Here is a 25,398-nt window from a genome sequence, read left to right as displayed (position 1 = left end):
GGGTTGTGGCAAAAATGGGTCAATAAAAAAGGGCGCGATTGCGCCCCTGTCAGTGTCCGGGAAAGATTAATTCCCCAGCCCCTGACCTGCGTGTTTGGATTCGATCAGCTCGATTTTATAGCCGTCCGGATCTTCTACAAACGCGATAATGGTAGATCCACCTTTGACAGGGCCGGCTTCACGGGTCACTTTCCCGCCTGCATTACGGATGTCATCACAGGTTTGCGCGACGTTATCAACGCCCAAGGCGATATGACCGTAAGCCGTGCCGATGTCATAGCTGTCGACGCCCCAGTTATAGGTCAGTTCGATCACTGCACCTTCACTTTCTTCGGTATAACCGACGAAAGCCAGAGAGTATTTATATTCAGTGTTTTCGCTGGTACGCAGCAAACGCATACCTAAAACATCGGTATAGAAGCTGATAGCACGTTGCAGATCGCCAACGCGAAGCATGGTGTGGAGTAAACGCATAGGTTCCTCTTTATTTGCAGGATGAGAGTTAACGGGTCAAGCCTAACTGATAGCCGCCGTTTTGTCTGTATTACGGCGACGGCTTGTTGAATGACTGACCAAAAAAAACAGCAGAAGGAGGGCCTCTTCTGCTGCAAGAAGTGAATCACTCTTTTTAATTATTACAGTGTCGGATAATCGGTATAGCCTTGCGCACCGCCGCCGTAGAAAGTTTCCGGTTTGGGTTCGTTGAGAGGCGCATGAGATTTCAGGCGCTCAACCAGATCAGGGTTCGCGATATAGCTGCGGCCAAATGCCACGGCATCGATATAACCTTTTTCGATCAGTTCTTCGCCTTTTTCTGCGGTGTAAGCACCGGCCCCCACAATCACACCCTGATAATGCGCACGGATCACTGCCCGGAATTCTGTGGAGTAAGGTTTGCCGCCAGCCCAGTCCGGTTCGGAGATATGCAGGTAAGCGAGTTTGCGCTTGTTCAGTTCATCGAGCAGGTAGATAGCCGCCTGTTCCTGATCTTCGCCGTTATCCAGCCCGTTGAAGGGACCCATTGGCGAAATGCGGATGCCCACACGTTCAGCGCCAATAGCCCCGATGGCAGCATCAACCACTTCCAGCGTCAGACGGGTACGGTTTTCAATGCTGCCGCCGTATTCATCTTCACGCAGGTTGGACGCCGGAGACATAAACTGATGCAGCAGATAGCCGTGCGCGGCATGCAGTTCGATGTAATCGAAACCAGCTTCGGCGGAGCAGGCGGCAGCATGACGGAAATCATTCACGATCCCCGGAATTTCGCTGAACGCTAAGGCGCGCGGTGTCGGGCAATCGACACGAATGGCGTGACCTTGCTCATCACGCAAGCTGGTCCGCGTGTTCGGGTTGACGGCCGAAGGCGCGACCGGTGTCTGGTTGTCAGGCTGAACGCTGTTATGCGAGATACGTCCGGTGTGCCACAGCTGAACCGCAATGCGCCCGTCTTTCTGATGTACGCCGTCCACGATTTTTTTCCATGCAGCGACTTGTTCCGGCGTATGCAGGCCAGGTGCGCCGGCATACCCTTTCGCCTGGAATGAAACCTGAGTGGCTTCAGTAATGATCAGGCCAGAACTGTGGCGCTGTGCGTAATATTCGCCCATGAGCGGTGTAGGGATGTCACCCGGTTCGATGCTGCGCAGACGGGTAAGCGGTGCCATAAAGACACGGTTAGACAACGTGTTTTTACCGACAACAATGGGGGTGAAAAGCTTGGTCATTTCAATAACTCCGACGTTAATGGACTGATCGGTAAGACGTTCATGGATAACTTTCACGTCAAACGACCCTTTCTTAATGCCACCTTTCTATCGCATCTGACCTGTTTGTGACTACGCGCACGGTGCTTTTTCACCAAACGCATCCTGATTTCAGGTTTGCATCCATACTTTAAGGGCAAAAAAGATTGAAAAAGAGCCGGCGGGTGCCGGCTGAGGTGAGGGCAAACCTCTGTTTTCTTGGTGAGGGCTTGCGAAACAGTAGGGCCATTTTCCGACAGGTGAAAACGGCTAAACGGACGGTAGCAGATCTGTGTTGCAGATATTTGAAGAATGAAACACAAGACGTAAATTACCTTGCGGGATAGCAGGAAAGCGTCTTGAATAAATGTTCACCGTTATTTGCGGAGGGTGTGTGGCTCAGCAGCTCGAATTTTTTGACATCCCCAGTCCATGCCGTGGCATTTGTCAGACTGATGAACGCGGTTATTGTCGTGGCTGCCTGCGCAGTCGCGAGGAGCGTTTCGGCTGGATAAAAATGACTGACACAGAAAAACGCCATGTGCTGCGGTTATGTCAGCAACGCCTGCTGCGCCAGCAACGTGCAGGAAAACAGCCGGACGAACCCTTGCCGCAGCAACCGGAGTTGTTCTGATTTCACCTGTCATTTATCGCCATCGTGACGGCGGTCCGCTTCCTGACAATTCTTGCTCGTCGCATCAATACAGCACCACGGGCGTTGTGTATTCTGTGGGTCGAAAATCGAAAATATAAGGGATTCACAATGGAAGCACACACCCCGATTTCTCCGCAAGGGCCGGTATTTTCAACGCTGATTTGTGGTTACTGGCGGCTGATGGAATGGAACATGACGCCGCAACAGGTTCTGGCGTTCATGGAACAGCACATTGAAATGGGCATTACGACAGTCGATCATGCAGATATTTATGGCGGCTATCAGTGCGAAGCGGCATTTGGTGAGGCGTTGCGTCTTAACCCCTCTTTGCGCGAAAAAATGCAACTGGTCAGTAAATGCGGCATCGCCACCACGGCAGATCCCGACAACAAAATCGGTCATTACATTACGGATATGCAGTACATAGTGGATCGTGCGGAGCAATCACTGCGCAATCTGCGTACCGATTATCTGGATTTATTGCTGATCCACCGCCCGGATCCGCTGATGGATGCCGATGAAGTCGCTGAGGCGTTCACGCGGTTGCATAAAAGCGGCAAAGTAAAACATTTCGGTGTGTCCAACTTCACCCCGGCACAGTTCAGCTTGTTGCAATCGCGTCTGCCGTTTTCGCTGGTGACCAATCAGCTAGAAATTTCCCCCATTCATCAGCCCGCCATTCTTGACGGCACGTTGGATCTTTGCCAGCAACTGCGTATCAAACCGATGGCGTGGTCCTGTCTGGGGGGCGGTCGTCTGTTCAGCGATACAGAATTCCAGCCGCTGCGTGATGAACTTCAGACTGTGGCGAATGAAATTGGCGCAGACACTATTGAACAGGTGGTCTACGCCTGGGTCATGCGGCTGCCGTCTCAGCCGTTGCCGATTATCGGCTCGGGCAAAATCGGGCGCGTGCAGTCAGCGCTGAAGTCATTGTCTCTGGAAATGACCCGTCAGCAATGGTTCCGCATTCGTAAAGCCGCATTAGGATTTGATGTACCTTAATGTTTTCACGCGGGTTTTGTGGCGCTGACAGCGGGATCCGCCGGGCCATCTTCTGTTGAGATGGCCTGCTGCAATTGTGACAGCGAGCAGTATAAACGCCAGATCACGCCTGCCAGTTCACGCGCTGCAGGTTCCGGATGGTGAGCCAGTGAATTGCTCATCCGCATTAACTCAATCAACGTGGCGTCCAGATTTTCATGGCTGACGCCGCGCTCCGTCATTACCCCTTTCAGACAATGAATACACACATCCCGCACCGCAGACAGCGGATCCGAGCGGGTTTCCCATTCGCGTAACTGCCAGACAATATGGCTGCAATTAAGCAGCACCACACCCCAGCGTAATAACCAGGTTCGGGAGAGGTGATCTTTACTTTGATTGAGCTGATTCATCCGGTGATAAATCAGGGATTCAAACTGGAAATGGCTCAGCGAGGGGTTACGGCTAAGCTGATCCATAAAATCACGACGCAGGGCGCGGATAATGCGACGGCTTTTGCGCTTATCAGAGCTGGGCCTTAACACCTGAAAGGCAATTCCGGCCAACATCACACCGGCAATTTTCGCTACGCCGTCATTCATAAAAGACTGATAGTCGTAATCCGGCGGATTCGTGACGGCTAAAAAAGATCCCATAAACACAATCATTTGCCCCCATAAACCGGCGTAACTTTTGTATTGTAGTTTCATCATCTGCATCGTTACTAACATCGGCAGGAAGAAAGCGCAGAACACCCAGAAATTGTCGATTTGGACCATCAGCCCAAATTTCAGCAGGAAACAGCCGACAAACAGTAACCCCAATGATTTTATTAACAGCGTGATACTGCTGATCGGCGAGGCCGTGGAAGAATAAAGCACGCAACTGACAGCCGTCAGTGCCACCGCACCGGCACCTGAATCCCACTGCGTCGTCATCCAGAAGGCGCAACCGATCACAATACACAAAAATGTCCGCAGCCCGTTGTACGCGGCCTCAAGGGTATCGGTGTGCTGGGCAAGATGGCTGATTTTCGGTGGCTGGAGAGTGTCGGCTTTGGCTGCGTTGGCATTTTCCACCCGCTGCAACCAACGTTCACTGCGAAGATATAGCCAGCAAAAATCGCGTAAACGGTGCCAGAAAGCCTGATGGCGGAAATCAGACGTATCCTGTGGCTGAATATGCAGCAGAATTCTGGACAGCTTGAATTTATCCGTGTCCGGCTTACGCAGTTCATCAAGCAAAACGACCAGTACCTCTTGTAAGTTTTCCGGGGGATTGGGCCAGTTCAGCAGCATCCGGCGCAGGCTGGAAATGTAGCTGGTCATGCGTAATTGCTGATGCAGTAAATAATTAACGACATTATTTTGGCGACGCAGGCGGTAATGGCTCCAGAATGCCTGGATACGCAGAAGATTCATGGTCAGGATCTGGCCGATCAATCCTTCGTGCGACGTTCTGATCTGATCTGAAATTTCCGTACGCCACAACAATTGCGCATGTTCCAGCAACCGGGTATGCATTTTGCGCAGCGAGGTGAGCAGGGCATCACCGTCGGACGTACTGGGCAGTACCATCATCATAAAACCACCGCACAAAATACCGGTGATGACTTCGCCGACACGCGCCTGTGCGATATCAAAAATCTGTGTCGCATCGGTGACGTCTACGGTGGAGAACGCGATGATTGCCGCCGTGTAACCTGCCAGGGCAAACGCATAAGATACGTTGTTCTGATAATGGTTGGAGACGTAGGTACAAATCCCCAGCCATGCGGCAATGGCAAAAGTGAAGAGCCAGGGCTCATTCAGACAATGTCCGGCAATAAACACCGCGCCCACGGCACCCAGCAGGCTGCCCATAATTCGCCCGATACTTTTACTGATAACGCCGCCGACGGTGGGGAAACTCACCACCGCTGCCGAGGTCAGGGCCCAGTAAGGCTCGTCCATCTGAAATTCAAAAGCGATATAAAGCGCCAGTATCATCGCGATGGAATTGCGCAGGGCGTAGCGCCATTGACCCCACGTGGCTTTTCCCCACGGAGTATTTTTCCATTCGAGCCAGGAAAGATTCACTGCGCGGCCTTAATTACGGATTGCGATTGTGCAGGTGGTTCCGGCAACCAGCACCACGTGTTCCGGCACATTCTCAAGCTGAATACGCACCGGCACACGCTGGGCCAGACGTACCCACGGCACATTGGGTTTCACATTCATCAGCAAATCTTCCGGGGCATCGAGGCTCTGGTCATAAATAGCCCGGCCAATACTTTCGACCCGACCCTGCAACGGAATATTGCCGTTAAATAGTGTGATATCCGCCATGTTACCTTCGCGAATATTTTTGAGTTTGGTTTCTTCGAAATATCCCAGAATGTAGAAAGAATGAATATCCACCAGCCCGACCAGCGGTGTCCCGGACGTGGCATAGTTTCCACGGCGGGTTTGCAGATTGGTGATATAACCATCAGTCGGCGCAACAATTGTGGTTTTACTCAGATTCCATTTGGCCTGTTCTAATGATGCCTGTGCCGCCTGATAGGCCGCCTGCATAGCTTTGGCGCTGATATTGGATTCATCGAGGGATTCGGCGGAAATAACATTGGTACCCAGCCCTCTGCGGCGCCGGGCTTCGTGACTGGCTTTGGCCAAATCAGCTGCGGCTTTCGCTACTGCAGCTTCAGCATTATCAACAGCGATTTTAAAAGGCACCGGATCCAGACTGAAAAGCGGGTCTCCGCTTTTAACAAACTGGTTATCATGGATATTTATTTCAATAATGCGCCCCGAAACTTCCGGCGTGATATTGACAATCTCGGCGCGCACTTTGCCGTCCCGGGTCCAGGGCGATTGCATATAATAATTCCACATCCACCAGCCTGCACAAATTGCGACCGCGAAAACCAGCACGGTAGAGAAATATTTGAGTGTCTTAAATTTCATTTCAGAGGTTCACCATAAGCATCAGTGCGGCACAAATAGAGATCACAAAAAGAGATAAATCCATCAGGGTGGGATGCCAGACTTCACCGGAATAAATCCAATCACGCAGCACGCGATGTATCAAAAGCCAGAATACGAATCCCAGTAAAAATGCTTTGAACATCGGGGGGAAATAAAGTGAGGCACCCAGGACCAGATCCGGTAGCGGGAAGCCTGAGTGAAACATTTGCGCATTCACAATATTAATCTCTGCCAGTGATTGTGTTATAAACAAGCTTAACTTTGGAAGCAGAGACTCTGCTTCCGGATGCAATCGTACCTACTATTATATATAGAATTGTAATTTCTCGATTAATGTTCCTAAAACTAAGCTAAACTCTGGGGAGTTATCTTAGCATGCTAATTATAAGGAGGGGATAATTGGAATCGAATCTGGGGTCAGATCTAGCACGATTAGTTCGTGCCTGGCGTGCGTTGATTGACGATCGGTTAAAACCGTTGGAACTCACGCAAACACATTGGGTAACACTTCATAATATCAATATGTTACCTCCGGAGCAGTCTCAGATTCAGCTGGCGAAAGCCATCGGGATTGAGCAACCGTCTCTGGTTCGTACGCTTGATCAACTGGAAGAAAAGAAGCTGATCACCCGTCAGACTTGTGCGAGCGATCGCCGTGCTAAGCGCATCAAGCTGACTGAAGAAGCCGCGCCGATCATTAATGAAATGGAATCAGTTATTGATTGCACGCGTAAAGAAATTTTGTCCGGCATGTCTTCTTCTGAAATCGAACAACTGGGCGGGATGTTGTCCCGGCTGGAAAAAAATATTGCTTCCCTGCAAAGCAAATCATAAAAATCGACTTTTATTACGTCACACAGCGTTGCTTTTGATCCGACAGAAAAGAATTACCCATAAAAAAACCGAAGCCACTGGCTTCGGTTTTTTGCGTTGAGATCGGGAAAATCAGGCGCCAGGGGACACAGTAATTGTGCTACCGCTGCTGGCCATGCTCACACGCTGGCCGACGCTGAATTTGGTTGCTCCGACTTTCTGAACCACCTGAATGGTTGTACCGTCATCACGACGAATTTGCAGTTCTACGCCGTTTGAACGGTTAAGCGAACTTTGCACACCCTGACCTGCAACGCCACCTGCGACTGCACCTGCAGCGGTTGCCAGACTACGTCCGGTACCCCCACCGACGGTATTCCCCAGGAAACCACCCAATACCGCACCACCAAGTGCGCCGACGATGTTTGCATCATCTCCGCCCTGGATTTGTACTGCACGGGTAGACACGATGGTGCCGTAGGTCACTTGCTGAATTTGCTTCGCCTGGGATGCGGAGTAAACATCGCCAGACAGAGAGTTATCGCTGACGCAGCCAGCAAGGGAAACACCGGCAAGGGCGACGACGAGTAAACGCTTAATCATAAATAGCTCCTTTATTATGCTGCTGCATACGTTTGAGAGTAGCGGCACCAACAGAGAAAAAACAGTGCACAAGTTCAACATCAGTGTCGAAGGTGTCATATAACATACTTGTTTCACTTCCACCTAGTATACAGAAGGCGTGCTCAACTAATAATAAACGCAGGTTTACGTTTTAGACAGCAAAGTGCGCAATCAAAAATACGGGTATCCGATGTTGTTATTGGTGGTTTTTACAACACGGCTATTTTCAGGAATAAAAAACGTAACAAGAAAAACACGAAGTCATCACACCATGTAATAAAAAATCAGTAACTCATGGCGTTGCCCTTCAAATACCGATTACTCTGTGGTGATTACTTTTTCTGACGAGTTTCCTGGAGAGTTAAGGATGTTATCTATGAAGTCAGGTCGCTATATCGGTGTGATGTCCGGCACCAGTCTCGACGGTGTTGATGTCGTACTGGCCGCCATTGATGAGCACATGGTCGCGCAGCAAGCCAGCTATTCACATCCTATTCCTCTGGCTTTGAAAAATGCGATCCTCGGGATGTGTCAGGGCCAGCAGGTGACGCTTGAACAGGTCGGGACGCTTGATACTCAGCTGGGTATTTTGTTCGGTGAGGCCGTATTAGGTTTGTTGAAAAATGCCAATATCTCCCCTGACGAAGTGACCGCCATTGGCTGCCACGGGCAAACTGTCTGGCATCAGCCGAAAGGTGACACGACATTTTCTATGCAACTGGGTGATAACAACCGCATTGCGGCCATGACCGGCATTACCACCGTGGGCGATTTTCGTCGCCGGGATATGGCATGGGGCGGGCAGGGCGCGCCGCTGGTGCCTGCTTTCCATCAGGCATTGCTGGCTGATCCGGCCGAGCGCCGTATGATCCTCAATATTGGCGGCATCGCGAATCTTTCAATGCTGCTGCCGGGCCAGCCGGTGCGTGGTTACGATACCGGTCCGGGAAATATGTTGATGGATGCGTGGGTCTGGCGTCATCTGGCACAGCCATATGATAAAGGGGCTGAATGGGCAAATCAGGGGCGGGTGAACTTACGTTTGCTCCAGCAGATGCTGTCTGATCCTTACTTTGCCGAACCGGCACCGAAAAGTACCGGGCGTGAATATTTCAATATGGCGTGGCTGGAAAAGCAACTGGCGCGTGCTCCTGAAATCTCCCCGCCGGATGTGCAGGCGACGCTGGCTGAACTGACCGCAGTAAGCATCGCCGAGCAAGTGCAACTGGCTGGCGGATGCGACCGGCTGATGGTGTGTGGCGGCGGGGCGCGCAATCCGTTACTGATGGCGCGACTCTCAGCCATGTTGCCGGGCACGGAAGTTTGCACCACGGATGCCTGCGGTATCAGCGGTGATGACATGGAAGCACTGGCGTTTGCCTGGCTGGCATTCCGCACGTTATCCGGTCAGCCGGGCAATTTGCCGTCGGTTACCGGTGCAAGTCGTGAAACTCTGCTCGGCGCAATTTATCCGGTTGTTTCAACCCGTTCCTGATGCGTTCTCGGTTTTATCTCAATGTGCTGCGCCTGCGGGCGTGGTACATAAAAGAGATAATTGAAGACCATCAGGGAGCACCGAATGAAAAAGGCGATTATCGCTACGTTAGCAGGATTCACACTGGCAGGATGCAGCCAGTTCAGCCACCAGACCGAAAGTCCGACAGAAGAATTACACTACCAGTGCGGGACCTTACCGCTGACGATCACGCTGGATAAACCGGCGCAGCAGGTCAGTATGGTTCTCGATGGTGAACAGCTGAAACTGAAACAGATTGAGTCCGCTTCTGGCACCCAATACAGCGATGGCCATTACACGTTCTGGTCTAAAGGTAATCAGGCCTTTGTGCAGCGTGGTGAGAACGTCATTATCGACGACTGCGTCCAAAAATAACCCCTTTCATACTTCGAGTTGCAGATGCGCTGGCTGCGTTTACTCCGCGCCGCGTCAGGAACATTGAGATCCTGACGCGGCGGGTGCACAATGCGCTTACCTTCCTTAGATACGCAACTTAATCCATATGTCTGATAACAAAGAGTTTGATATTGCGGACTCGCGCCGCGAATACACCCGTGGCGGGCTGCGTCGTGCTGATTTAACCCCTGAGCCGCTGCCTTTGTTTGAACACTGGCTGAAACAGGCCTGTGACGCCCGTCTGGCTGACCCGACGGCGATGGTGGTGGCGACGGTTGATGAGCGCGGACAGCCTTTCCAGCGCATTGTGCTGCTTAAGCACTACGACGAAAAGGGGCTGGTGTTTTACACCAATCTGGGGAGTCGCAAGGCGCAGCAACTGGCAAACAACTCACGCATCAGCCTGTTGTTTCCGTGGCACATGCTGGACCGGCAGGTGATTGTGCTCGGTCAGGCAGAACGTCTCTCTACGCTGGAAGTCATGAAATACTTCACCAGCCGCCCGAAAGATAGCCAGATCGGCGCATGGGTTTCGCAGCAGTCCAGCCGAATTTCGGCACGCGGCGTGCTCGAAAGCAAATTCCTCGAACTGAAACAGAAATTCAGCAATGGCGAAGTGCCGCTGCCAAGTTTCTGGGGCGGTTTCCGCGTCAAAGTGGATTCGATGGAGTTCTGGCAGGGCGGTGAACATCGTCTGCACGATCGGTTCATTTACCAGCGTGACGAAGCAGAGCCTCAAACTGGCTGGAAAATAGACCGCCTCGCCCCCTGACCACGAAAAAATACGCGATTTCCTAGCGCTCGGACGACGGGCGCTTTATTCTATGTCGTTCCCCGTAAAGGTGAGAGAAAAGGCACATGCACGGCATGATGTCAGACATGAATCTGCACACATTCAGTACATATTTCTGAGTACAAACAAACGGAGTCTTTGATGGCGAGCAGCAACCTGATTAAACAATTGCAAGAGCGGGGCCTCATTGCCCAGGTGACGGATGAAGAAGCGTTAGCAGAGCGACTGGCGCAAGGGCCAATTGCACTCTATTGCGGTTTCGATCCTACCGCAGACAGCTTGCATTTGGGACATCTGGTGCCTTTGCTTTGCCTGAAACGCTTTCAGCTGAACGGGCACAAGCCAGTGGCTCTGGTGGGTGGCGCAACCGGTCTGATCGGCGATCCGAGCTTTAAAGCCACGGAGCGTAAGCTGAACACCAATGAAACCGTGAATGAATGGGTTGAGAAAATCCGCCAGCAGGTTTCGCCGTTCCTGGATTTCAGCTGTGGCGAAAACAGCGCTATCACCGCCAATAACTATGACTGGTTCGGCAGCATGAACGTGCTGACTTTCCTGCGTGATATCGGTAAGCACTTCTCTGTTAACCAGATGATCAATAAAGAAGCGGTGAAACAGCGTCTGAACCGTGATGACAGTGGTATCTCCTTCACTGAATTCTCTTACAACCTGTTGCAGGGTTACGATTTTGCCTCCCTCTACGATCTGCACAAAGTTGAGCTGCAAATCGGCGGTTCGGACCAGTGGGGTAACATTACGTCAGGTATCGATCTGACCCGTCGTCTGCATCAGAAACAGGTGTTTGGCCTGACCGTTCCGTTGATCACCAAATCTGACGGCACTAAATTTGGTAAAACTGAAGGTGGCGCAGTCTGGCTGGATCCGAAGAAAACCAGCCCGTACAAATTCTACCAGTTCTGGATCAACACGGCGGATGCTGACGTTTACCGCTTCCTGAAATTCTTCACCTTCATGAGCATTGAAGACATCAATGCGCTGGAAGAAGAAGACAAAACCAGCGGTAAAGCGCCACGCGCACAGTACGTTCTGGCTGAGGAAGTCACCGGTATGGTTCATGGTGCAGAAGGTCTGGCGGCCGCAAAACGCATTACGCAGAGCCTGTTCTCCGGTTCCCTGAGCGAGATGACAGAGGTCGATTTCGGCCAGCTTGCGCAGGATGGCCTGGAACTGTTTGAAGTGCCTCGTGATACGGATCTGCAACAGGCGCTGGTTATCGCCGGTATGGCACCGTCGAAAGGCCAGGCGCGTACCATGATTTCCTCTAACGCGGTTTCTGTAAATGGCGAAAAACAGACGGATACAGAATACAGCTTCGCTGACAGTGATCGTCTGTTTGGCCGTTATACCTTGCTGCGTCGCGGTAAAAAGAACTATACGCTGTTGCTCTGGGCATAAGTTTTAGGCCGGTAGGACGGGGGGCTGCAAGGTCTCCCGTTTTTGTTCCCTGATATCAGTAATCCCGCCATCTCCCCGATGACGTTGCAATCGGAAATTCTTCATGAAAAGCATTCTTTCTATCCAGTCACACACAGTTTTTGGACACGCGGGTAACAGCGCGGCGGAATTCCCTATGCGTCGTATGGGCGCAAACGTTTGGCCGCTGAATACTGTTCAGTTTTCCAATCACACTCAGTACGGACACTGGACCGGCTGCGTGATGCCTGCAGCACATCTGACTGAAATTGCGCAGGGAATTGCGGAAATTGATCGTCTGAAGGATTGCGACGCGGTGCTGAGTGGCTATATCGGTTCGCCGGAGCAAGGGCAAAGTATTCTGGAGATTGTTCGTCGGGTGAAAGCTGCGAATCCCGATGCCTGGTATTTTTGCGATCCGGTCATGGGACATCCTGAAAAAGGCTGTATCGTGGCGCCGGGCGTTGCTGAGTTCCATTGCAACCAGGCGCTGGTTAACTGTGACATTATCGCGCCGAATCTGCTGGAGCTTGAACTGCTGAGCGGTCACGCCGTGGCAAGCGTTGAAGAAGCCGTCGTCACTGCGCGGGAGCTGATCAGCAAAGGCCCGAAAATTGTGCTGGTGAAGCACCTGAGCCGCGCTGGTTATCACAGTGACCGTTTTGAAATGCTGTTGGTTACTGCGAGTGAAGCGTGGCACATCGACCGTCCGCTGGTTGATTTCGGTGTCCGTCAGCCGGTTGGCGTGGGTGACCTGACCAGCGGTTTATTGCTGGTGAATTTGCTCAAGGGTGAAGCACTGGATAAAGCGCTTGAGCACGTGACCGCTGCAGTTTATGAAGTCATGCTGGCGACGCATGCGATGGGTGAATACGAGCTGCAAATCGTGGCAGCGCAGGACAAAATGGTCAAACCTGAGCATCATTTCCCGGCGGTAAAACTGTAATCACTGCCTGAATACCTCTTTTCCTGAATAAAAAAACGCCCCGCGCTGTAGCTGCCGGGGCGTTTTTGTTGGCGATCACACCACGAAAGCGGTTATTTCAGACCTTCAGCCGACAGAGCCGCATCAACAGCCGGGCGTGCGGCAACGCGGTCAAGGTAGGCGTTCAGTTCCGTCAGTGCGCTCAGATCAAATTTCAGTGCCTTCGCCCAACCCATCACGGTAAACAGGTAAGCATCTGCCACGCTGAAACGCGTACCCAGCAGGAAATGATTGTCTTTGAGGGCGGTATTCACGTAAGCAAATTTTTTGCTCAGTGCTTCGCGGGTTAATGTCTTGAACTCTTCGGGGGCTTTCGGATTAAACAATGGCGAGAAACCTTTATGCAGCTCAGTTGCAATGTAGTTCAGCCATTCCAGCGCGTGATAACGGGCCAGCGTGCCTTGTTCCGGCATCAGCTGACGGTCTGGTTTCTGGTCTGCCAGATACTGCACGATAGCCACGCCTTCGGTCAGAATACTGCCATCATTGAGTAACAGCGTGGGGATCTGCCCCTTGGGGTTCACTGCGAGGAAGTCATCACCGGTTTCTGTTTTCTTGGTCGCCAGATCAACCTTCTCAATGCTGAAGTCCAGACCCGCTTCACGCAGGATGATATGAGGGGAAAGGGAACAGGCTCCGGGTTTATAATACAGTTTCATAAACACTCCATTGGATGAGCAACCCGCCGGACCCCGCGAGACATTACCGTTTCACAGGGTGGCGATAGGGCTATATAAAAACTGCTTCTATCCTAGAACTGGCGGGAGCAAAAGTCAGTGTTTTAATTGTGACAGTGCGTCCGGTTACTCATATTCTGATCAAACATACGCCCTCAGCGCGAGTGCTGGTTCAGGAGGCCACGCACGGCCAGTTCAACGTTTTCAGGCGCGGGCAGCATAGGAGAACGCAGCTCGTTATCCATCAAGCCGTCCAGCGATAACGCGAACTTAATGGCCGCCGGATTCGGGGCAGAAAACATCAGACGAATCATTGGCAGTAAGCCAAAGAAGGTTTTACGTGCGGCAACGATATCCTGCTCTTTGAACTGTTTAATCAGTTGAACAAACTCTTCCGTGAAAATATGCGACGAGGCAGCAATCGCCCCTTTACCGCCCAGGCTCAGGGTTGAAAATATCTGCACGTCTTCGCCACACAGTACGTCGAGTTCGCCGTCAGCAATCAGTGAAAGCGTCAGGTCTATGCTGCCTCCGCAATCTTTTACGGCGGTAATGCGCGGATGTTTTGCCAGCTGACGGAATGTGTCCAGCTCCATCTGTACGCCAGTACGATAAGGAATATTGTAAAGCACCACCGGCACTGTGGCGTGATCTGCAATTTCCGTAAACCAGGCGACCAGTGCGGCCTGAGAAGGGCGGATGTAGTAAGGCGCGGGGATCAGCAAACCAGCAACAGGACGGTGTAAAATCGCATCCTGCATTTCACGGATAACTGGCATATGCGTGCCTGACAGCCCCATGATCACCTGATGACCCGGTACCACTTCCAGCACAGCATCCAGAACCTGCAGTTGTTCTTCTTTGGTGAGCATCGGGGCTTCACCGGTCGTACCACAGACGACGACGCCGTCAATGCCCCGTTTGAGCAGCCGGGTGCACAATGATTTCAGTGCAGTAAAGTCGATCTCACCCTGATGAAAAGGCGTGACCAGCGGGACCCAGATACCTGAAAACGATGACATGATGTAGTTCCTTAAACGGCGTGATTTATCAGCCTCGGATCATGTCAGTAAAACAGGGACGAGCGCCAATTGAATGAATTAATAAGGTGTTTTGAGTTATCTATGGTGCTTATAAATAGATGGTTTACGTACTGGATAACATGTTCATTTCATTGCTCAGTAACGTGCTTAACACTTCTACCGGTACGGGACGCGAGAACAGATAGCCCTGGAGGTGCGAGCAACCTGCTGATACTAAGAAAGTTTTTTGCAACTGATTTTCAACGCCTTCTGCAATGACGTTGAGATGCATTTTATTGCCAAGCTGAGACACGGCAGAAACAATCGCGGCGGTATCATTCACTTCTGTGACGTACTGCACAAACGAACGGTCAATTTTCACGCTGTCTACCGAGATATCTTTTAGCAAACTGAGGCTGGAATAACCGGTACCAAAATCGTCGAGCGAAATTTTAACCCCGACCTGACGTAATTTAGCGAGATGGCTGAGGCTGATCCCGTTGGCGTTCATCACTGAGGTTTCGGTCAGTTCAAGTTCGAGCCGTGAAGGCGGGAAATCTTCCTCTGCCAGAACCGCCAGAATACGCGGTCCGAAATCCGGTTCACCGAGTTGAACAGCAGAAACGTTGATCGCCAGATTGAGCCGTTCAAAATTCCTGATATCCCGACACGCCTGCCGCAGAACAATTTCACCGAGCTGAATAACCAGTCCGGTCTCTTCGGCCAGGGCGATAAATTGTACCGGCGAGACTTGTCCGAGCACGCCGTGGTTCCAGCGTGCCAGCGCTTCAACGCAAACGACTTTCTCATCGTGGCTGCGTAAAATAGGCTGATAAACACAGGTCAGGTCACCTTCTTTGGCCAGTGATTCCGCCAGCGCTTTCACCATAATGCGTTTACTGACGCTGCTGGCATCGAGCAATTCAGAATAAAACGAGAACATATTTTTGCCGCGCTGCTTGGCTTCCAGCAGCGCCGTATTCCCGCGGCGCATGATCTCGCCGGCGGTAATATTCTCTGCACCAAACATCACGATGCCGAATGAAATCGTAATCATCGGATTAGCCCGCGTCAGCGTAAACGGCTGGCGCATCATCACCAGTATTTCCAGCGCCAGATTATTGGCCATTTCACTGGTCGGATTATTGCGCAGGATAATCGAGAATTCATCGCCGCCGATGCGCGAAACTGTTCCGCTGTTGCCGACTTCATTACGCAGACGCTGGCCGAATTCGCAGAGAATGGCATCGCCCGCCTGATAGCCGTATGTGTCGTTGATGTAATTGAAATCGTTGAGATTCAACAAGAAGAGGGCGCAGGGGTCAGGGCGATACATGCGCCGGGCGGCAATCTGGCTAAGTTCTTCACTCAATGCCGTCCGGTTCGGCAAGCCGGTTAATACGTCATGACGGGCAAGGTAGCGGATCTGCGCTTCTGAACTGCGCAAAAGCGAAATATCCATAATAGAGGTCAGAATGAAATGCCGTGTCTCCAGCGTGACGCGGGATTTACGTACCAGCACATTGCGTCGCTTACCTGACGGGTCAACCAGCGTTTCTTCGTTGACCGTTTTCTCTCCGGTTTCCAGAACTTCAATATCGCGCTCACGCTGCCGGGCAGATTGTTCAGGATCTGTGAAAAAAGAAACATCCTGACCAATCAATTCTTCCCGTGGACGTCCATAAAATTCGCTGGCTTTCTGATTAAGGAATACCAGTTTACGCTCATTATCTTTAAGGACTGTCGCTTCGGGAAGAGCATCAAGAACTGCCTGGCATATCGCAATATCTGTAAGCATGAGTTAAATACCCCGAGCAGAAAATGAGTGTGATGTGGCACAGTTTGTTAGCCAGTAAACTCATCAGATTGTTTTTGCAATTATTACTCACAATCGGATGAGAATATTACCGTTGTTTTTAAATTTTAAAATTCAATCGGTTATCACGCCCTAAGTAAGGTATTCGATATATTATTCGGGTGAATAACGATCAACTCAGTTCAATGCGGTTTTTACCGGCGAATTTTGCCCGATACAAAGCATGATCTGCCTGGATTAATAAGGGCGAGACCGAATCCTGATTGGGCATCACGGAATGCCATACCGATATCGTTCGTCATCGGAATATTATTCTGCGAATTCAGAGCTAACCGAAGCAGGAGATAACCTGCCGACAGATACGGTCCTGGGGAAATTAGCTTAACAGGACTGTGATAACAAATCGGTGAAAGAGTGTGGCGGGTATGCGAACTGTTATTGTGACTGATGATCCGTGCAGGACAGAAACACTTTTATCATATTTAGGAATTTCTTTATAAACGCTAAGGCGACGGAAGAAGAACAGCCTGACATGAAGTCTCAGGGATGCTTTTTAGTCCCAAATTTTTCATCCCATTCGCGGCGGTAACGGCGGGATTGTTTACGGCCTTTCAGCCAGAGGTAGGTGCACACCGCGCAGACACCCGCTGAGAAAACGATATTGCGCATATCCTGATCATAAAAAATGACCAGCACACAGTCGAGAGCAGCCACAATCGCGAACCACTTATGCATGTGCGACTGCCTGCGGGTTTCGGCATTCATTCTTTTAAGCTGACGTCCCTCTTCCAGAACCTTTCTTTTTACCATCGCACGCTCCCGGGATGAGTGGAGTCAATCATTTGACGTAGATTTTTTTGAAGGAGAGTAAACCGAAAAAAGCGGGTTATTATTCGCGATATTAACTGATCCTGAAATTATTATCGCGAACAACCTGCCAGCGCTATTCGTTGAATAGCGCGATTTACTGACTGATTTTACAGTCTTTTAAACGTTATAGGCTGACTAAAAAATAGTTTTTTATGATGAAAAAGTATTACCAATTACTGCTGAGGATTGATTTATCAGGCCGTGGTGGATTATCTTTTTAGGAATTATCTTAATTCTCGGTGAGTAAATGAGCGATTCATCATCACGAAAGATCGTTGATAGTGCGAACATTTATCAGGATTTCGACACCCGTTTTTACGAATGGGAAGACGGAATGTCCAGCGCAGGTTTCAAACTTGAACTGCCGGATCGCAACAGGGAAGAATTTGACTGGAGCGTCACCGGCTACAACTTCGGCCGCGTGATTGGCGGTGTGCTGACTGTCAGTGAGCACGATATCAATCGCCAGTACGGCAACCTGTTTTCGATGCCCGATCATATCGTCATTTTCATTGTGATTATCGGGGGGATGGACTGCCAGTGTTTCGGCGAGCGGTTCATGCTGAGCCAGGGGGATATCCTGATCCAGGATATGTCGCAGCCGATTAAAATCCATGTGTATCCGGGCGAGCAGAAACCGCGTCTCGGTTCTTATCAGTACATTATTATGCCCAAGCACAGCCTGCATTTTAATGTCGATATTGCCTCGTTACACGGAAAGCGTATTCCGGCAGCCTCACCGGTGAACATCATTCTGCGCAATCATTTTGCGACGATGGTGCAGGTGTTTGATCAGATGACCGAACAGGAAGTACTGAGCACTGGCGAGGGGGCGGCGTCGGTATTCCTGCAAACACTGCATCTGGTGGCGGGGAAGAAGGTGGAACATCCGTTTGAGCAAAGTGCACGTCTTGAGCGCATTTGCCTGTATATCGAAAAGCATCTCGGCAGGCCGATCAGTATTGATATTCTGTGCAAAGATTTTGCTATTTCGCGCTCAGGGTTGTATCGCCTGTTTGAACCGCTTGGCGGCATCGCGCAATTCATTCGCAGCCGGCGCTTACTGCTGGCGAAGCGCCTCCTGCGAACCTCTTCGATGTCGGATCAAAGTCTGGCCGCCATTGCGAGACAGTGTGGCCTGGAACCCAGCGCTTTACGTCGCTATTTCCATGAATTCTATGGCACAACGCCTTCTGAGATGCGGGAGAAATTCCGCCGTGATGCTGAGCAATCGGGGCAGGCGGATGCCACTCATGTGAATTGGGTGACTTCGCTTTAATGCATTGATTGCCCCATTTTTGTACGAAAAGTGTTAACCATTCACGCATTTCCTGATCTGTCATTATTCTGATTTTGCCTCTGCGAGGCGGAATCAGAGCCGTTTTCCCGGCCAAACACAGTAGACTTGGTGAAATAGTCATCAGTAATCATTGAGAGCGCATTATGTTAGTCCCTCAACCGGCAGTTGATGAACAGGCTCGTCTTGCCATACTGGCTTCTCTGGGGATCCTGGATTCCCCCGGAATTGAGGAGATCGACCGTATTACCCGGATGGTCGCCCGGCAGTTTCAGGCTAAGGCTGTCGTTGTTTCATTGATTGACGCGGACCGCCAGTGGTTCCTTTCTCACACCGGCATTGATATTCATCAGTCTTGCCGTGATACCTCCTTTTGCGGTCATACTATTCTCGAGCCCGGTCCGCTGATTGTCAGGGATGCCCGGCTCGATTTGCGCTTCCACGATAATCCGCTGGTGACCGGCGCGCCTCACATCGTGTTTTATGCCGGCTGTGCCTTGCATTCAAAAGAGGGTGTGGCGCTGGGCGCGTTATGCCTGATTGATGATCGCCCGAGGGACTGGTGTGAGGAGGAACAGCAGACTTTGCTGGATATGACGGCGCTGGTACAAAGTTATATTTTTCACCTTGAAAACCGGCAGTACACGGCGCGGGTAGAAGATAATCTGGCGAAAACTGAGGCTTTATTTGAACAGACATTTGCTCACGCTGCCGTCGGCTTCTCCTTAGTCGGACTCGACTGGCGCTGGCTGCGCATCAATCCGCAGGTGTGCAATATGCTGGGTTATGCCGAATATCAGCTGCGCGCCTGTTTGCTGCATGACGTGACCCATTCCGATGATCTTTATGCCGAAAATGTGCTGATTCCCCGTTTGCTCTCCGGTGAAATAAACAGTTTCTGCATAGAGAAACTTTTACAGCGGGCGAACGGCAGCACGCTGTGGGTGACTCTGACGGCCTCACTCGTGCGTAATGTGGCTGGTGAAGCCCATCACTACATTGTTGTCATCAGCGATATTACTGAGCGTAAACATATCGAACAGGCATTGTATTCACTGCAGGGGGATCTGGAACGCCGTGTGGCCGACCGGACTTATGAGTTGCAGGTGGCGATGGATCAGCTTCATCAGGAAATCGCCCAGCGTCTGACCCGGGAACGGGAACTGACGGAAAGCAAAAACCGCCTCAGAGCCATCACCGATAACATTCCCGCGCTGATTTGCCATGTTGATGCGAATGAACAATACACTTTTGTGAATCATTTTCACGCCAACTGGTATGGCGTCGAAGAGACACAGGTCAGCGGGAAGCAGGTCAGGGATGTGGTTGGAGATGACAGCTATCAGAAAATTAAGCCCTATATTCGCCAGGCTTTGCAGGGAATGACAGTAAGTTACGAAATCGAATTGTCGGATCACTCCCATCATGCCAAAGGCGGTGTTTTGCATACCACGCTTATCCCCTGCGACGATATTCGCAATGGTTATTACGGCCTTTCAACCGATATCAGTGAAATTAAAGCGTTACAGGCTCAGCTGGAATTTGAAGCAAATCATGACGCACTGACCGGATTACCAAACCGGCGCGCGTTCCAGCAGTCACTGATTCATGCCGCCGGAAAACAAGAAAAAGCAGATAGAGACATCGCATTGCTCTTTTTGGATATTGATAATTTTAAAGCGTACAACGACACCTACGGGCACGAATTCGGCGATTTAATCCTGAAGTTTTTTGGTTATACCTTACGTGAAAATCTGCGTTCACAAGATATTGTGGCGCGTCTGGCGGGAGATGAGTTTACCGTTTTGTTGAGCGGGCTGATGAATACTGAGAGTGACGTCAGCCGTATTTGCATCAGCCTGATGAGTGCTCTGCATTCCATCGAGTGTATCGCAGGTGTCCCGGTGGCGCTGTCTGCCAGCATCGGCGTGGCGATTGGTCGCGCGCGCCAGTCATTGCTGCCGGATGCGCTGCTGGCGCGGGCTGATGCCGCGATGTACCGCGCGAAACAAAGTGGAAAAGGCCGGTATTATTTAGGATGAAAAATTTAGGATAAAAAACCGATACAGACCGGACACCGAGTAAATGAAACATTCCTGAGGCGATAAACGCTGTTCGCTGACGGCAGGCGTTTCTTACGTTTTGATGATTATCTTGCTGCTTTTTTCGTTATAACACACGGCATTGTCCGGGATGTTCTTATTGATGAACGACATCGCACCAATGGTGACATTGTGGCCGATAGTAATGTCATTGCCGATAATGCAGCAATTGGCACCAATATCCACATTATCGCCAATGATTATACGTCTTTTCCCCTCATCCACTTTAATGCCGATGGTGGTGTTTTGCCGGATCCGGACATTCTTCCCAATCATGCAATGAGGATTGATGACGATACCGGTGAGATGAGGAAGCCTGATGCCTTCTCCGATCTGCGTTCCCAGCATGATCTCGATGCCATACTTTCTTATTAACGAGTAGTTAATCTTACGGGCGCGGGCTTTGCAGAAATGGCTGTCCGTAGCGTATAAATAGCTCGCAATACGCCACCAGAAAATGTACCGGTGCTGGGGTTGTTTTATGCATCTGATGATTATCCGCCGCCAGGAGAAATCCTTTTTGTTCTTAAGAATATCAGCGGATAAATAGCGGGTTAATTGCTTATATTGACTGTGATTTTCGTGCATCAGGATGGTTCCGTTTTCGTAAGTCTCGCTTACGCAATCCTAACACAATGAATACTTATCCCAAATTCCAGCCATAAAAATCTATGGTCACCCCCGTTTTTGCAACGTTGATTTTGATTTATGATGGGCTTGCTTAAATCTATACGGCGTCTGATGGGCAACCTTACGTTGCCCGCGCCACGATGAAGTCCGCGCCTGCAGAACCTTAAAAAGCGGACGGCTTCAAAGAGCCATTTTTTATGTCAGGTTCATCCGCAGGTCGCTGTGCCGTTCATGTCATCAATAATCGGTCGTCGCAAAACCAGAAAGTCACTGCGTAATGCCTAAGAGCTAACAGTTCGTCCCTGTTGGCTCTTTTTATTGGATAAAAGCTGTGCGATGGGTTGTCACCGACCAGGCTATTCGGGCCAGTTTGTTGGCTAACCCGCAGGCCACTACGTTCGGGTGATGCCGCGAGAGCTGGGCCTTCACCTAGTCAGCCAGCCGCCCCTGATTGTGTTCAGGTCGTTGCATAAAAGCGCGAGCGCATTGCACCAGAAGACGTCGCAGATTTTTATCCCCGCGCTTACTGATGCCCATTAGCGTACTTTTTCCGCCAGTGCTGTACTGACGTGGGACTAACCCCGTCGATGCAGCAAAGTCCCTGCTGCTGGCATAACTTTTTCCATCACCAGGCTTCGTGGCTAAAAGGCTTGCCGTGATAAGTCCAACGCCGGGGATAGTCAGCAAGCGCTGCGCGGTATCGTCATCCGCCATGTGGGTTTTTAACTCTTGTTCGAGTTCTTCAATCTGTTCAGTGAGGTAGGCGTAATGCTGATGGAGACGCATAAGTAATCGCGCTAAATAAGGCGGCAGTTCGTGCTCTTCAAGCACCGCGGCAAGACGCCTGATAACCGCGATGCCGCGCGGCATGCTAATGCCAAACTCCAGCAGGAAAGCGTGCATCTGGTTGGTGGTTTTAACGCGGTCTCTGACGATTGCGTCACGGACGCGATGAAGCGCCGACATAGCCTGCTGGTCTTCGGTTCGCGGAGTCACGAAGCGCATAGAAGGTCGTGATGCGGCTTCGCAGATAGCCCCGGCATCAATGAAATCGTTCTTATTGCTTTTAACGAAGGGTCGGACAAACTGAGGAGATATGAGCTTCACCTGATGCCCGAACTGGCTGATGTGCCGGGCCATAAAATGGGCGCCCGCACAGGACTCCATAACAACGGTAGAAGCGGCACAAGTAGAGAGAAAGGCGGTTAACGGGTTGCGGGAAAACTTCTTACGTAGCAATGCATTACCGTTTTTATCCTGAGCGTGGACATGGAACGAATGCTTGCCGAGGTCAATACCGATGAGCGTAACGTTTTGCATGATGATCCCCTTCAGAAAGAAAAACACCCTGTCAGCGTACCGCTCACAGGGTGGGGGTGACCATCTTATTAAACGGGCCTTTTCTGGCCCGTTTTCTGTTTCATCCATAGGGCATTTTAAACCCCCATGATTTTCTTCACCGGCATAATGCTATCGCGCAGGCGGGTGAGCCACTGGCTGATCTGCGCCGCAACAGCAATGGCTTCGCGTGCATCGCTTTTGATCAACTGAATGCTCTGACCGGGCTGAACCTGCGCCAGACGCCATAAATCTTCTTCAATAATTCCGGCAATTTTCGGATAGCCTCCGGCGGTATTGGCGTCAGCCAGCTGAATGATCGGCTCGCCGGCAGGCGGAACCTGAACGATGCCGGGGACTAAACCGTATGAACGCATTTCGATGACTTTCGAGGGCGTGACTGGCGCGCCGGATAAGCGGTAACCGGTGCGGTTGCTGTGCAGGGACACTTTCCACGGCTGCGACCAGAAGCGGGGAAGATCGGCTTCAAACAGCGAATATTCTCCGGCGGGAATAGCCCGCAGTTGCACGCATCCCTCAGTGCTGGTCGGGAATACGTTTGCCAGCGCGATCTCCGGCGGCTCGATGCCCATACCTTGCGCAGGCAGGGGAGATGCGGTGGTTTTACCCGCCGCGAGGCGATCGTTTTTCTCCAGCGGTCGTCCGTCTAAACCACCAAAGCCACCACGCAGCGCGGTGCTGCGCGAGCCCATAACGACCGGCACGTCAATGCCTCCGGCGACGCACAAATAGCTGCGGGCACCGTAACGCGGGAACTGCATTTCCAGCTCCTGCCCTGCGCGGACGGAACACGCCCACCAGGGCGGAAGATCTGTACCGTCGAGCTTCGTGCGGCAATCTGCGCCGGTGATGGCGATGCTGGTATCGGCGAGAAACCGGACCTTAAACGGAAACATCTGCACTTCAATGCAGGCGGCGTTTTCGTCATTGCCCAGCATGATGTTGCCCGCGTGAAACGCCAGCGGATCCATCACGCCGCTGACAGACACGCCGATATCCCGGAATCCGCTGCGGCCCGCGTCCTGAACAGTATTCAGCGGGCCAGTTTTCACTATTTCAATCACGGCTGGTTCAGTCACAATTCAATCCTTTCTGGCAGAAAGCGCACTCTGTCCCCCGGTGCCATCAGCGCAGGATTCTCCGCCTGCGGGTCAAACAGCGTCAGTTCGGCGAATCCGATGGCGTTCCAGCCGTTTGGCCCGGTCAGCGCGGAAATCCCGGTCTGTGCGCCGCCGATAGTCACGGTGCCTTTGAGCATATTCAGCGAGGGGACTTTTTTACGCGGCGTGGCCAGAGACGGATCCAGCCCGTGGAGATAGCCAAAACCCGGCGCGCTGCCCAGTGAAAACACCGTGTAGCAACCCTCAGAATGGCGGCGGATGACCTCGCGCGGCGAAAGCCCGGTATGCTGGCAAACCGCGTCCAGATCGGTGGCATGTTCACCGCCGTAAATCACCGGAATTTCAATCAGTTTGCCTTGCGGATGTACGGCCTGTGCCTGTTCCCAGGCGGCCACCAGCAGGGCAAAGGTGGCGTCGTAATCTGCCGGTGTCTGGCGAAACAGCACCAGCAAATTGGTCACGCCGGGGATCAGTGATTCGATATCATCACGCGCGCGCAATGCGACCGCCAGTGACCAGATGCGGCGCTGGGCGGGCAGGTCGAAATCTCCCGGCGCTTCAATCAGCCATGCACGGCTGCCGATGGTGGAGATTTTGATGTTGTCGCCCTGACTGGCAAGAATAAAAGAGGCGCGGGAAGGCGCCTCGTGCGACGCAGTGATCATCGGTTATTCCAGAGGTTCGAATTTAAGGCTGGAGAGCGGCTGTACTTTGTCTTCGCGCACCATTTTGTATTCGGTATTTGGCCCGATCCAGGTATCCCAGATTTTATCGATGGTGCCGTCGTCATCCATCGCTTTCAGGCTGCTGTTAACCTTCGCCAGCAATGCCGGTTCGTCCTTTTTCATGCCGACGCCAATCGGCTCCAGCGCCATCGGCTCTTTGATCATCCCCAGTTCAATGCCGTCTTTTCCGGCCTGAGAAATCATTTTGATGGCGGTCATGGTGTTGGTCACAAAGCCCACCGCTTTATTCTGTTCCAGCGCCAGAAAGGCCGACGCAGCATCCTGGAAGGTCACGGCTTTTGCGCCTGCCAGATATATCGATTGTTCAGACGTTGTGCCTTTGGTGGCGCTGATGCGTTTGCCTTTAAAATCCGCACGAGTTTTATCGACGTTGGGCTTTTTCACCACCAGCACTTCTTTCGCCACGTAATACGGATCGCTGAACTGAATCTGTTGGCCGCGCGTTTTGGTATACGCCAGATTGGCAATCAGCACGTCGGCGCGGCCAGTGGCGATCACCGCAATACGCGCTTCAATAGACGTCGGCATCAGATTGAGTTTTACGCCCATCTGTTTGGCTAACGCCGTACATAAATCGACGTCCATTCCCGCCAACTGGCGCGTTTTCGGATCCGGCGACGAGAACGGCGGCACATCGGAATACACGGCACAATTGAGTGAACCGCGTGCCTGAATATCAGAAAGAACATCCGCTTTCGCAGAGGAAAAGGCCGCCATCAGTGGCAACGCCAGCAAGGAACAAGACAGTAACTTCAGTTTCATCATTCATTCTCCGGGATTTTTTAATTAGCAGTGTGTGACGACAACTTCCCCTGGCTCACTGTGAGCAAAACTGGCTGCGGTTTCT

At 51.6% G+C, this 25,398-nt stretch carries 24 protein-coding genes and 1 pseudogene; 10 read left to right on the top strand and 15 right to left on the bottom strand.

Annotated elements, in window-relative coordinates:
- Nucleotides 1–66 precede the first annotated feature (66 nt).
- Together gloA and nemA are read right to left on the bottom strand one after the other, a co-directional pair.
- Entirely contained in the window at nucleotides 67–474 is a 408-nt protein-coding gene (gene gloA, locus GW591_RS08530) for a lactoylglutathione lyase (protein ID WP_013576081.1), read from the bottom strand.
- A gap of 161 nt (nucleotides 475–635) precedes the next feature.
- Entirely contained in the window at nucleotides 636–1,733 is a 1,098-nt protein-coding gene (gene nemA / locus GW591_RS08525) for an alkene reductase (protein WP_121019056.1), read from the bottom strand.
- Between the two features lie 406 nt (nucleotides 1,734–2,139).
- On the opposite strand from nemA, the gene GW591_RS08520 reads away from it, so the two are divergent.
- Both GW591_RS08520 and GW591_RS08515 read left to right on the top strand, forming a co-directional pair.
- Nucleotides 2,140–2,379 (top strand): DUF1289 domain-containing protein, encoded by a 240-nt coding sequence (locus tag GW591_RS08520; RefSeq protein ID WP_121019057.1) that lies wholly within the window; start codon nucleotides 2,140–2,142, stop codon nucleotides 2,377–2,379.
- A 129-nt stretch (nucleotides 2,380–2,508) separates the two neighbouring features.
- Nucleotides 2,509–3,405 carry an aldo/keto reductase gene (locus GW591_RS08515; protein WP_112152180.1) on the top strand — a complete coding sequence of 299 codons (897 nt, stop codon included), beginning with the start codon at nucleotides 2,509–2,511 and terminating at the stop codon, nucleotides 3,403–3,405.
- A gap of 5 nt (nucleotides 3,406–3,410) precedes the next feature.
- On the opposite strand, the gene GW591_RS08510 is transcribed toward GW591_RS08515, so the two are convergent.
- From GW591_RS08510 to GW591_RS08500, 3 genes are read right to left on the bottom strand one after another with little or no spacing between them, the layout of a single operon-like run.
- Nucleotides 3,411–5,462 carry an FUSC family protein gene (locus GW591_RS08510; RefSeq protein ID WP_166860480.1) on the bottom strand — a complete coding sequence of 684 codons (2,052 nt, stop codon included), beginning with the start codon at nucleotides 5,460–5,462 and terminating at the stop codon, nucleotides 3,411–3,413.
- Between the two features lie 9 nt (nucleotides 5,463–5,471).
- The gene (locus GW591_RS08505) at nucleotides 5,472–6,329 is read right to left on the bottom strand and encodes an efflux RND transporter periplasmic adaptor subunit (RefSeq protein ID WP_013576076.1); all 858 of its coding nucleotides are present in this window, start codon (nucleotides 6,327–6,329) and stop codon (nucleotides 5,472–5,474) included.
- A 1-nt stretch (nucleotide 6,330) separates the two neighbouring features.
- A complete protein-coding gene (locus GW591_RS08500) occupies nucleotides 6,331–6,555 on the bottom strand; it encodes a DUF1656 domain-containing protein (protein ID WP_015690122.1) in 225 nt (74 codons plus the stop codon).
- Nucleotides 6,556–6,749: 194 nt separating this feature from the next.
- Here GW591_RS08500 and slyA point away from each other — a divergent pair, with 194 nt between their 5' ends.
- The gene (gene slyA / locus GW591_RS08495; RefSeq protein WP_013576074.1) at nucleotides 6,750–7,184 is read left to right on the top strand and encodes a transcriptional regulator SlyA; all 435 of its coding nucleotides are present in this window, start codon (nucleotides 6,750–6,752) and stop codon (nucleotides 7,182–7,184) included.
- A 111-nt stretch (nucleotides 7,185–7,295) separates the two neighbouring features.
- Here the strand turns inward: slyA and GW591_RS08490 are convergent, their stop codons facing one another.
- Nucleotides 7,296–7,766 carry an outer membrane lipoprotein gene (locus GW591_RS08490; protein WP_013576073.1) on the bottom strand — a complete coding sequence of 157 codons (471 nt, stop codon included), beginning with the start codon at nucleotides 7,764–7,766 and terminating at the stop codon, nucleotides 7,296–7,298.
- A gap of 397 nt (nucleotides 7,767–8,163) precedes the next feature.
- Between GW591_RS08490 and anmK the strand changes: the two genes are divergently transcribed.
- The 5 genes from anmK to pdxY all read left to right on the top strand — a co-directional run bounded on the left by anmK (nucleotide 8,164) and on the right by pdxY (nucleotide 12,872).
- A complete protein-coding gene (gene anmK, locus GW591_RS08485) occupies nucleotides 8,164–9,282 on the top strand; it encodes an anhydro-N-acetylmuramic acid kinase (protein WP_015690121.1) in 1,119 nt (372 codons plus the stop codon).
- 84 nt (nucleotides 9,283–9,366) lie between these two features.
- Entirely contained in the window at nucleotides 9,367–9,678 is a 312-nt protein-coding gene (locus GW591_RS08480; protein ID WP_013576071.1) for an MliC family protein, read from the top strand.
- A 127-nt stretch (nucleotides 9,679–9,805) separates the two neighbouring features.
- The gene (pdxH, locus tag GW591_RS08475; RefSeq protein WP_013576070.1) at nucleotides 9,806–10,471 is read left to right on the top strand and encodes a pyridoxamine 5'-phosphate oxidase; all 666 of its coding nucleotides are present in this window, start codon (nucleotides 9,806–9,808) and stop codon (nucleotides 10,469–10,471) included.
- Nucleotides 10,472–10,633: 162 nt separating this feature from the next.
- Nucleotides 10,634–11,908 (top strand): tyrosine--tRNA ligase, encoded by a 1,275-nt coding sequence (gene tyrS / locus GW591_RS08470; RefSeq protein ID WP_013576069.1) that lies wholly within the window; start codon nucleotides 10,634–10,636, stop codon nucleotides 11,906–11,908.
- Nucleotides 11,909–12,011: 103 nt separating this feature from the next.
- Nucleotides 12,012–12,872, top strand: coding sequence for a pyridoxal kinase PdxY (gene pdxY, locus GW591_RS08465; protein ID WP_013576068.1), 861 nt, complete (start codon nucleotides 12,012–12,014; stop codon nucleotides 12,870–12,872).
- Nucleotides 12,873–12,964: 92 nt separating this feature from the next.
- Here the strand turns inward: pdxY and gstA are convergent, their stop codons facing one another.
- From gstA to GW591_RS08445, 4 genes are all read right to left on the bottom strand, one after another.
- On the bottom strand, nucleotides 12,965–13,570 hold the full coding sequence (gene gstA / locus GW591_RS08460; RefSeq protein ID WP_013576067.1) for a glutathione transferase GstA: 606 nt from the start codon (nucleotides 13,568–13,570) through the stop codon (nucleotides 12,965–12,967).
- A 173-nt stretch (nucleotides 13,571–13,743) separates the two neighbouring features.
- Nucleotides 13,744–14,610, bottom strand: a complete 867-nt coding sequence (gene dapA / locus GW591_RS08455; protein ID WP_013576066.1) for a 4-hydroxy-tetrahydrodipicolinate synthase — start codon at nucleotides 14,608–14,610, stop codon at nucleotides 13,744–13,746.
- A gap of 124 nt (nucleotides 14,611–14,734) precedes the next feature.
- The gene (locus GW591_RS08450) at nucleotides 14,735–16,408 is read right to left on the bottom strand and encodes a putative bifunctional diguanylate cyclase/phosphodiesterase (protein WP_013576065.1); all 1,674 of its coding nucleotides are present in this window, start codon (nucleotides 16,406–16,408) and stop codon (nucleotides 14,735–14,737) included.
- Between the two features lie 558 nt (nucleotides 16,409–16,966).
- Entirely contained in the window at nucleotides 16,967–17,236 is a 270-nt protein-coding gene (locus tag GW591_RS08445) for a hypothetical protein (protein ID WP_013576064.1), read from the bottom strand.
- Nucleotides 17,237–17,543: 307 nt separating this feature from the next.
- Between GW591_RS08445 and GW591_RS08440 the strand changes: the two genes are divergently transcribed.
- Entirely contained in the window at nucleotides 17,544–18,575 is a 1,032-nt protein-coding gene (locus GW591_RS08440) for a helix-turn-helix domain-containing protein (protein WP_013576063.1), read from the top strand.
- A gap of 164 nt (nucleotides 18,576–18,739) precedes the next feature.
- Nucleotides 18,740–20,635 carry a diguanylate cyclase domain-containing protein gene (locus GW591_RS08435; protein ID WP_013576062.1) on the top strand — a complete coding sequence of 632 codons (1,896 nt, stop codon included), beginning with the start codon at nucleotides 18,740–18,742 and terminating at the stop codon, nucleotides 20,633–20,635.
- A 93-nt stretch (nucleotides 20,636–20,728) separates the two neighbouring features.
- On the opposite strand, the gene GW591_RS08430 is transcribed toward GW591_RS08435, so the two are convergent.
- From GW591_RS08430 to GW591_RS08410, 5 genes and pseudogenes are all read right to left on the bottom strand, one after another.
- The gene (locus GW591_RS08430; RefSeq protein ID WP_037035265.1) at nucleotides 20,729–21,283 is read right to left on the bottom strand and encodes a serine acetyltransferase; all 555 of its coding nucleotides are present in this window, start codon (nucleotides 21,281–21,283) and stop codon (nucleotides 20,729–20,731) included.
- 357 nt (nucleotides 21,284–21,640) lie between these two features.
- Nucleotides 21,641–22,645, bottom strand: a pseudogene (locus GW591_RS08425) (IS110 family RNA-guided transposase).
- Between the two features lie 116 nt (nucleotides 22,646–22,761).
- Nucleotides 22,762–23,748 carry a 5-oxoprolinase subunit C family protein gene (locus GW591_RS08420; protein ID WP_217243672.1) on the bottom strand — a complete coding sequence of 329 codons (987 nt, stop codon included), beginning with the start codon at nucleotides 23,746–23,748 and terminating at the stop codon, nucleotides 22,762–22,764.
- A gap of 11 nt (nucleotides 23,749–23,759) precedes the next feature.
- A complete protein-coding gene (gene pxpB, locus GW591_RS08415) occupies nucleotides 23,760–24,470 on the bottom strand; it encodes a 5-oxoprolinase subunit PxpB (RefSeq protein ID WP_166860478.1) in 711 nt (236 codons plus the stop codon).
- A 3-nt stretch (nucleotides 24,471–24,473) separates the two neighbouring features.
- Entirely contained in the window at nucleotides 24,474–25,313 is an 840-nt protein-coding gene (locus GW591_RS08410; protein ID WP_041689107.1) for a transporter substrate-binding domain-containing protein, read from the bottom strand.
- Nucleotides 25,314–25,398: the final 85 nt, after the last annotated feature.

Origin of the sequence: Rahnella aceris, assembly GCF_011684115.1 — a bacterium.
Lineage (GTDB): Bacteria > Pseudomonadota > Gammaproteobacteria > Enterobacterales > Enterobacteriaceae > Rahnella > Rahnella aceris.
This window is presented reverse-complemented; position numbering and strand designations above follow the sequence as displayed.

What these genes read in the sequence shown, in the direction of transcription:
- GW591_RS08430 (WP_037035265.1), bottom strand. Translation starts at nt 21,283, where the DNA reads ATGCACGAAAATCACAGTCAATATAAGCAATTAACCCGCTATTTATCC.
- anmK (WP_015690121.1), top strand. Translation starts at nt 8,164, where the DNA reads ATGAAGTCAGGTCGCTATATCGGTGTGATGTCCGGCACCAGTCTCGAC.
- GW591_RS08440 (WP_013576063.1), top strand. Translation starts at nt 17,544, where the DNA reads ATGAGCGATTCATCATCACGAAAGATCGTTGATAGTGCGAACATTTAT.
- GW591_RS08445 (WP_013576064.1), bottom strand. Translation starts at nt 17,236, where the DNA reads ATGGTAAAAAGAAAGGTTCTGGAAGAGGGACGTCAGCTTAAAAGAATG.
- dapA (WP_013576066.1), bottom strand. Translation starts at nt 14,610, where the DNA reads ATGTCATCGTTTTCAGGTATCTGGGTCCCGCTGGTCACGCCTTTTCAT.
- GW591_RS08500 (WP_015690122.1), bottom strand. Translation starts at nt 6,555, where the DNA reads ATGTTTCACTCAGGCTTCCCGCTACCGGATCTGGTCCTGGGTGCCTCA.
- pxpB (WP_166860478.1), bottom strand. Translation starts at nt 24,470, where the DNA reads ATGATCACTGCGTCGCACGAGGCGCCTTCCCGCGCCTCTTTTATTCTT.
- pdxY (WP_013576068.1), top strand. Translation starts at nt 12,012, where the DNA reads ATGAAAAGCATTCTTTCTATCCAGTCACACACAGTTTTTGGACACGCG.
- GW591_RS08450 (WP_013576065.1), bottom strand. Translation starts at nt 16,408, where the DNA reads ATGCTTACAGATATTGCGATATGCCAGGCAGTTCTTGATGCTCTTCCC.
- gstA (WP_013576067.1), bottom strand. Translation starts at nt 13,570, where the DNA reads ATGAAACTGTATTATAAACCCGGAGCCTGTTCCCTTTCCCCTCATATC.
- GW591_RS08410 (WP_041689107.1), bottom strand. Translation starts at nt 25,313, where the DNA reads ATGAAACTGAAGTTACTGTCTTGTTCCTTGCTGGCGTTGCCACTGATG.
- GW591_RS08435 (WP_013576062.1), top strand. Translation starts at nt 18,740, where the DNA reads ATGTTAGTCCCTCAACCGGCAGTTGATGAACAGGCTCGTCTTGCCATA.
- GW591_RS08505 (WP_013576076.1), bottom strand. Translation starts at nt 6,329, where the DNA reads ATGAAATTTAAGACACTCAAATATTTCTCTACCGTGCTGGTTTTCGCG.
- GW591_RS08490 (WP_013576073.1), bottom strand. Translation starts at nt 7,766, where the DNA reads ATGATTAAGCGTTTACTCGTCGTCGCCCTTGCCGGTGTTTCCCTTGCT.
- gloA (WP_013576081.1), bottom strand. Translation starts at nt 474, where the DNA reads ATGCGTTTACTCCACACCATGCTTCGCGTTGGCGATCTGCAACGTGCT.
- pdxH (WP_013576070.1), top strand. Translation starts at nt 9,806, where the DNA reads ATGTCTGATAACAAAGAGTTTGATATTGCGGACTCGCGCCGCGAATAC.
- tyrS (WP_013576069.1), top strand. Translation starts at nt 10,634, where the DNA reads ATGGCGAGCAGCAACCTGATTAAACAATTGCAAGAGCGGGGCCTCATT.
- GW591_RS08515 (WP_112152180.1), top strand. Translation starts at nt 2,509, where the DNA reads ATGGAAGCACACACCCCGATTTCTCCGCAAGGGCCGGTATTTTCAACG.
- GW591_RS08480 (WP_013576071.1), top strand. Translation starts at nt 9,367, where the DNA reads ATGAAAAAGGCGATTATCGCTACGTTAGCAGGATTCACACTGGCAGGA.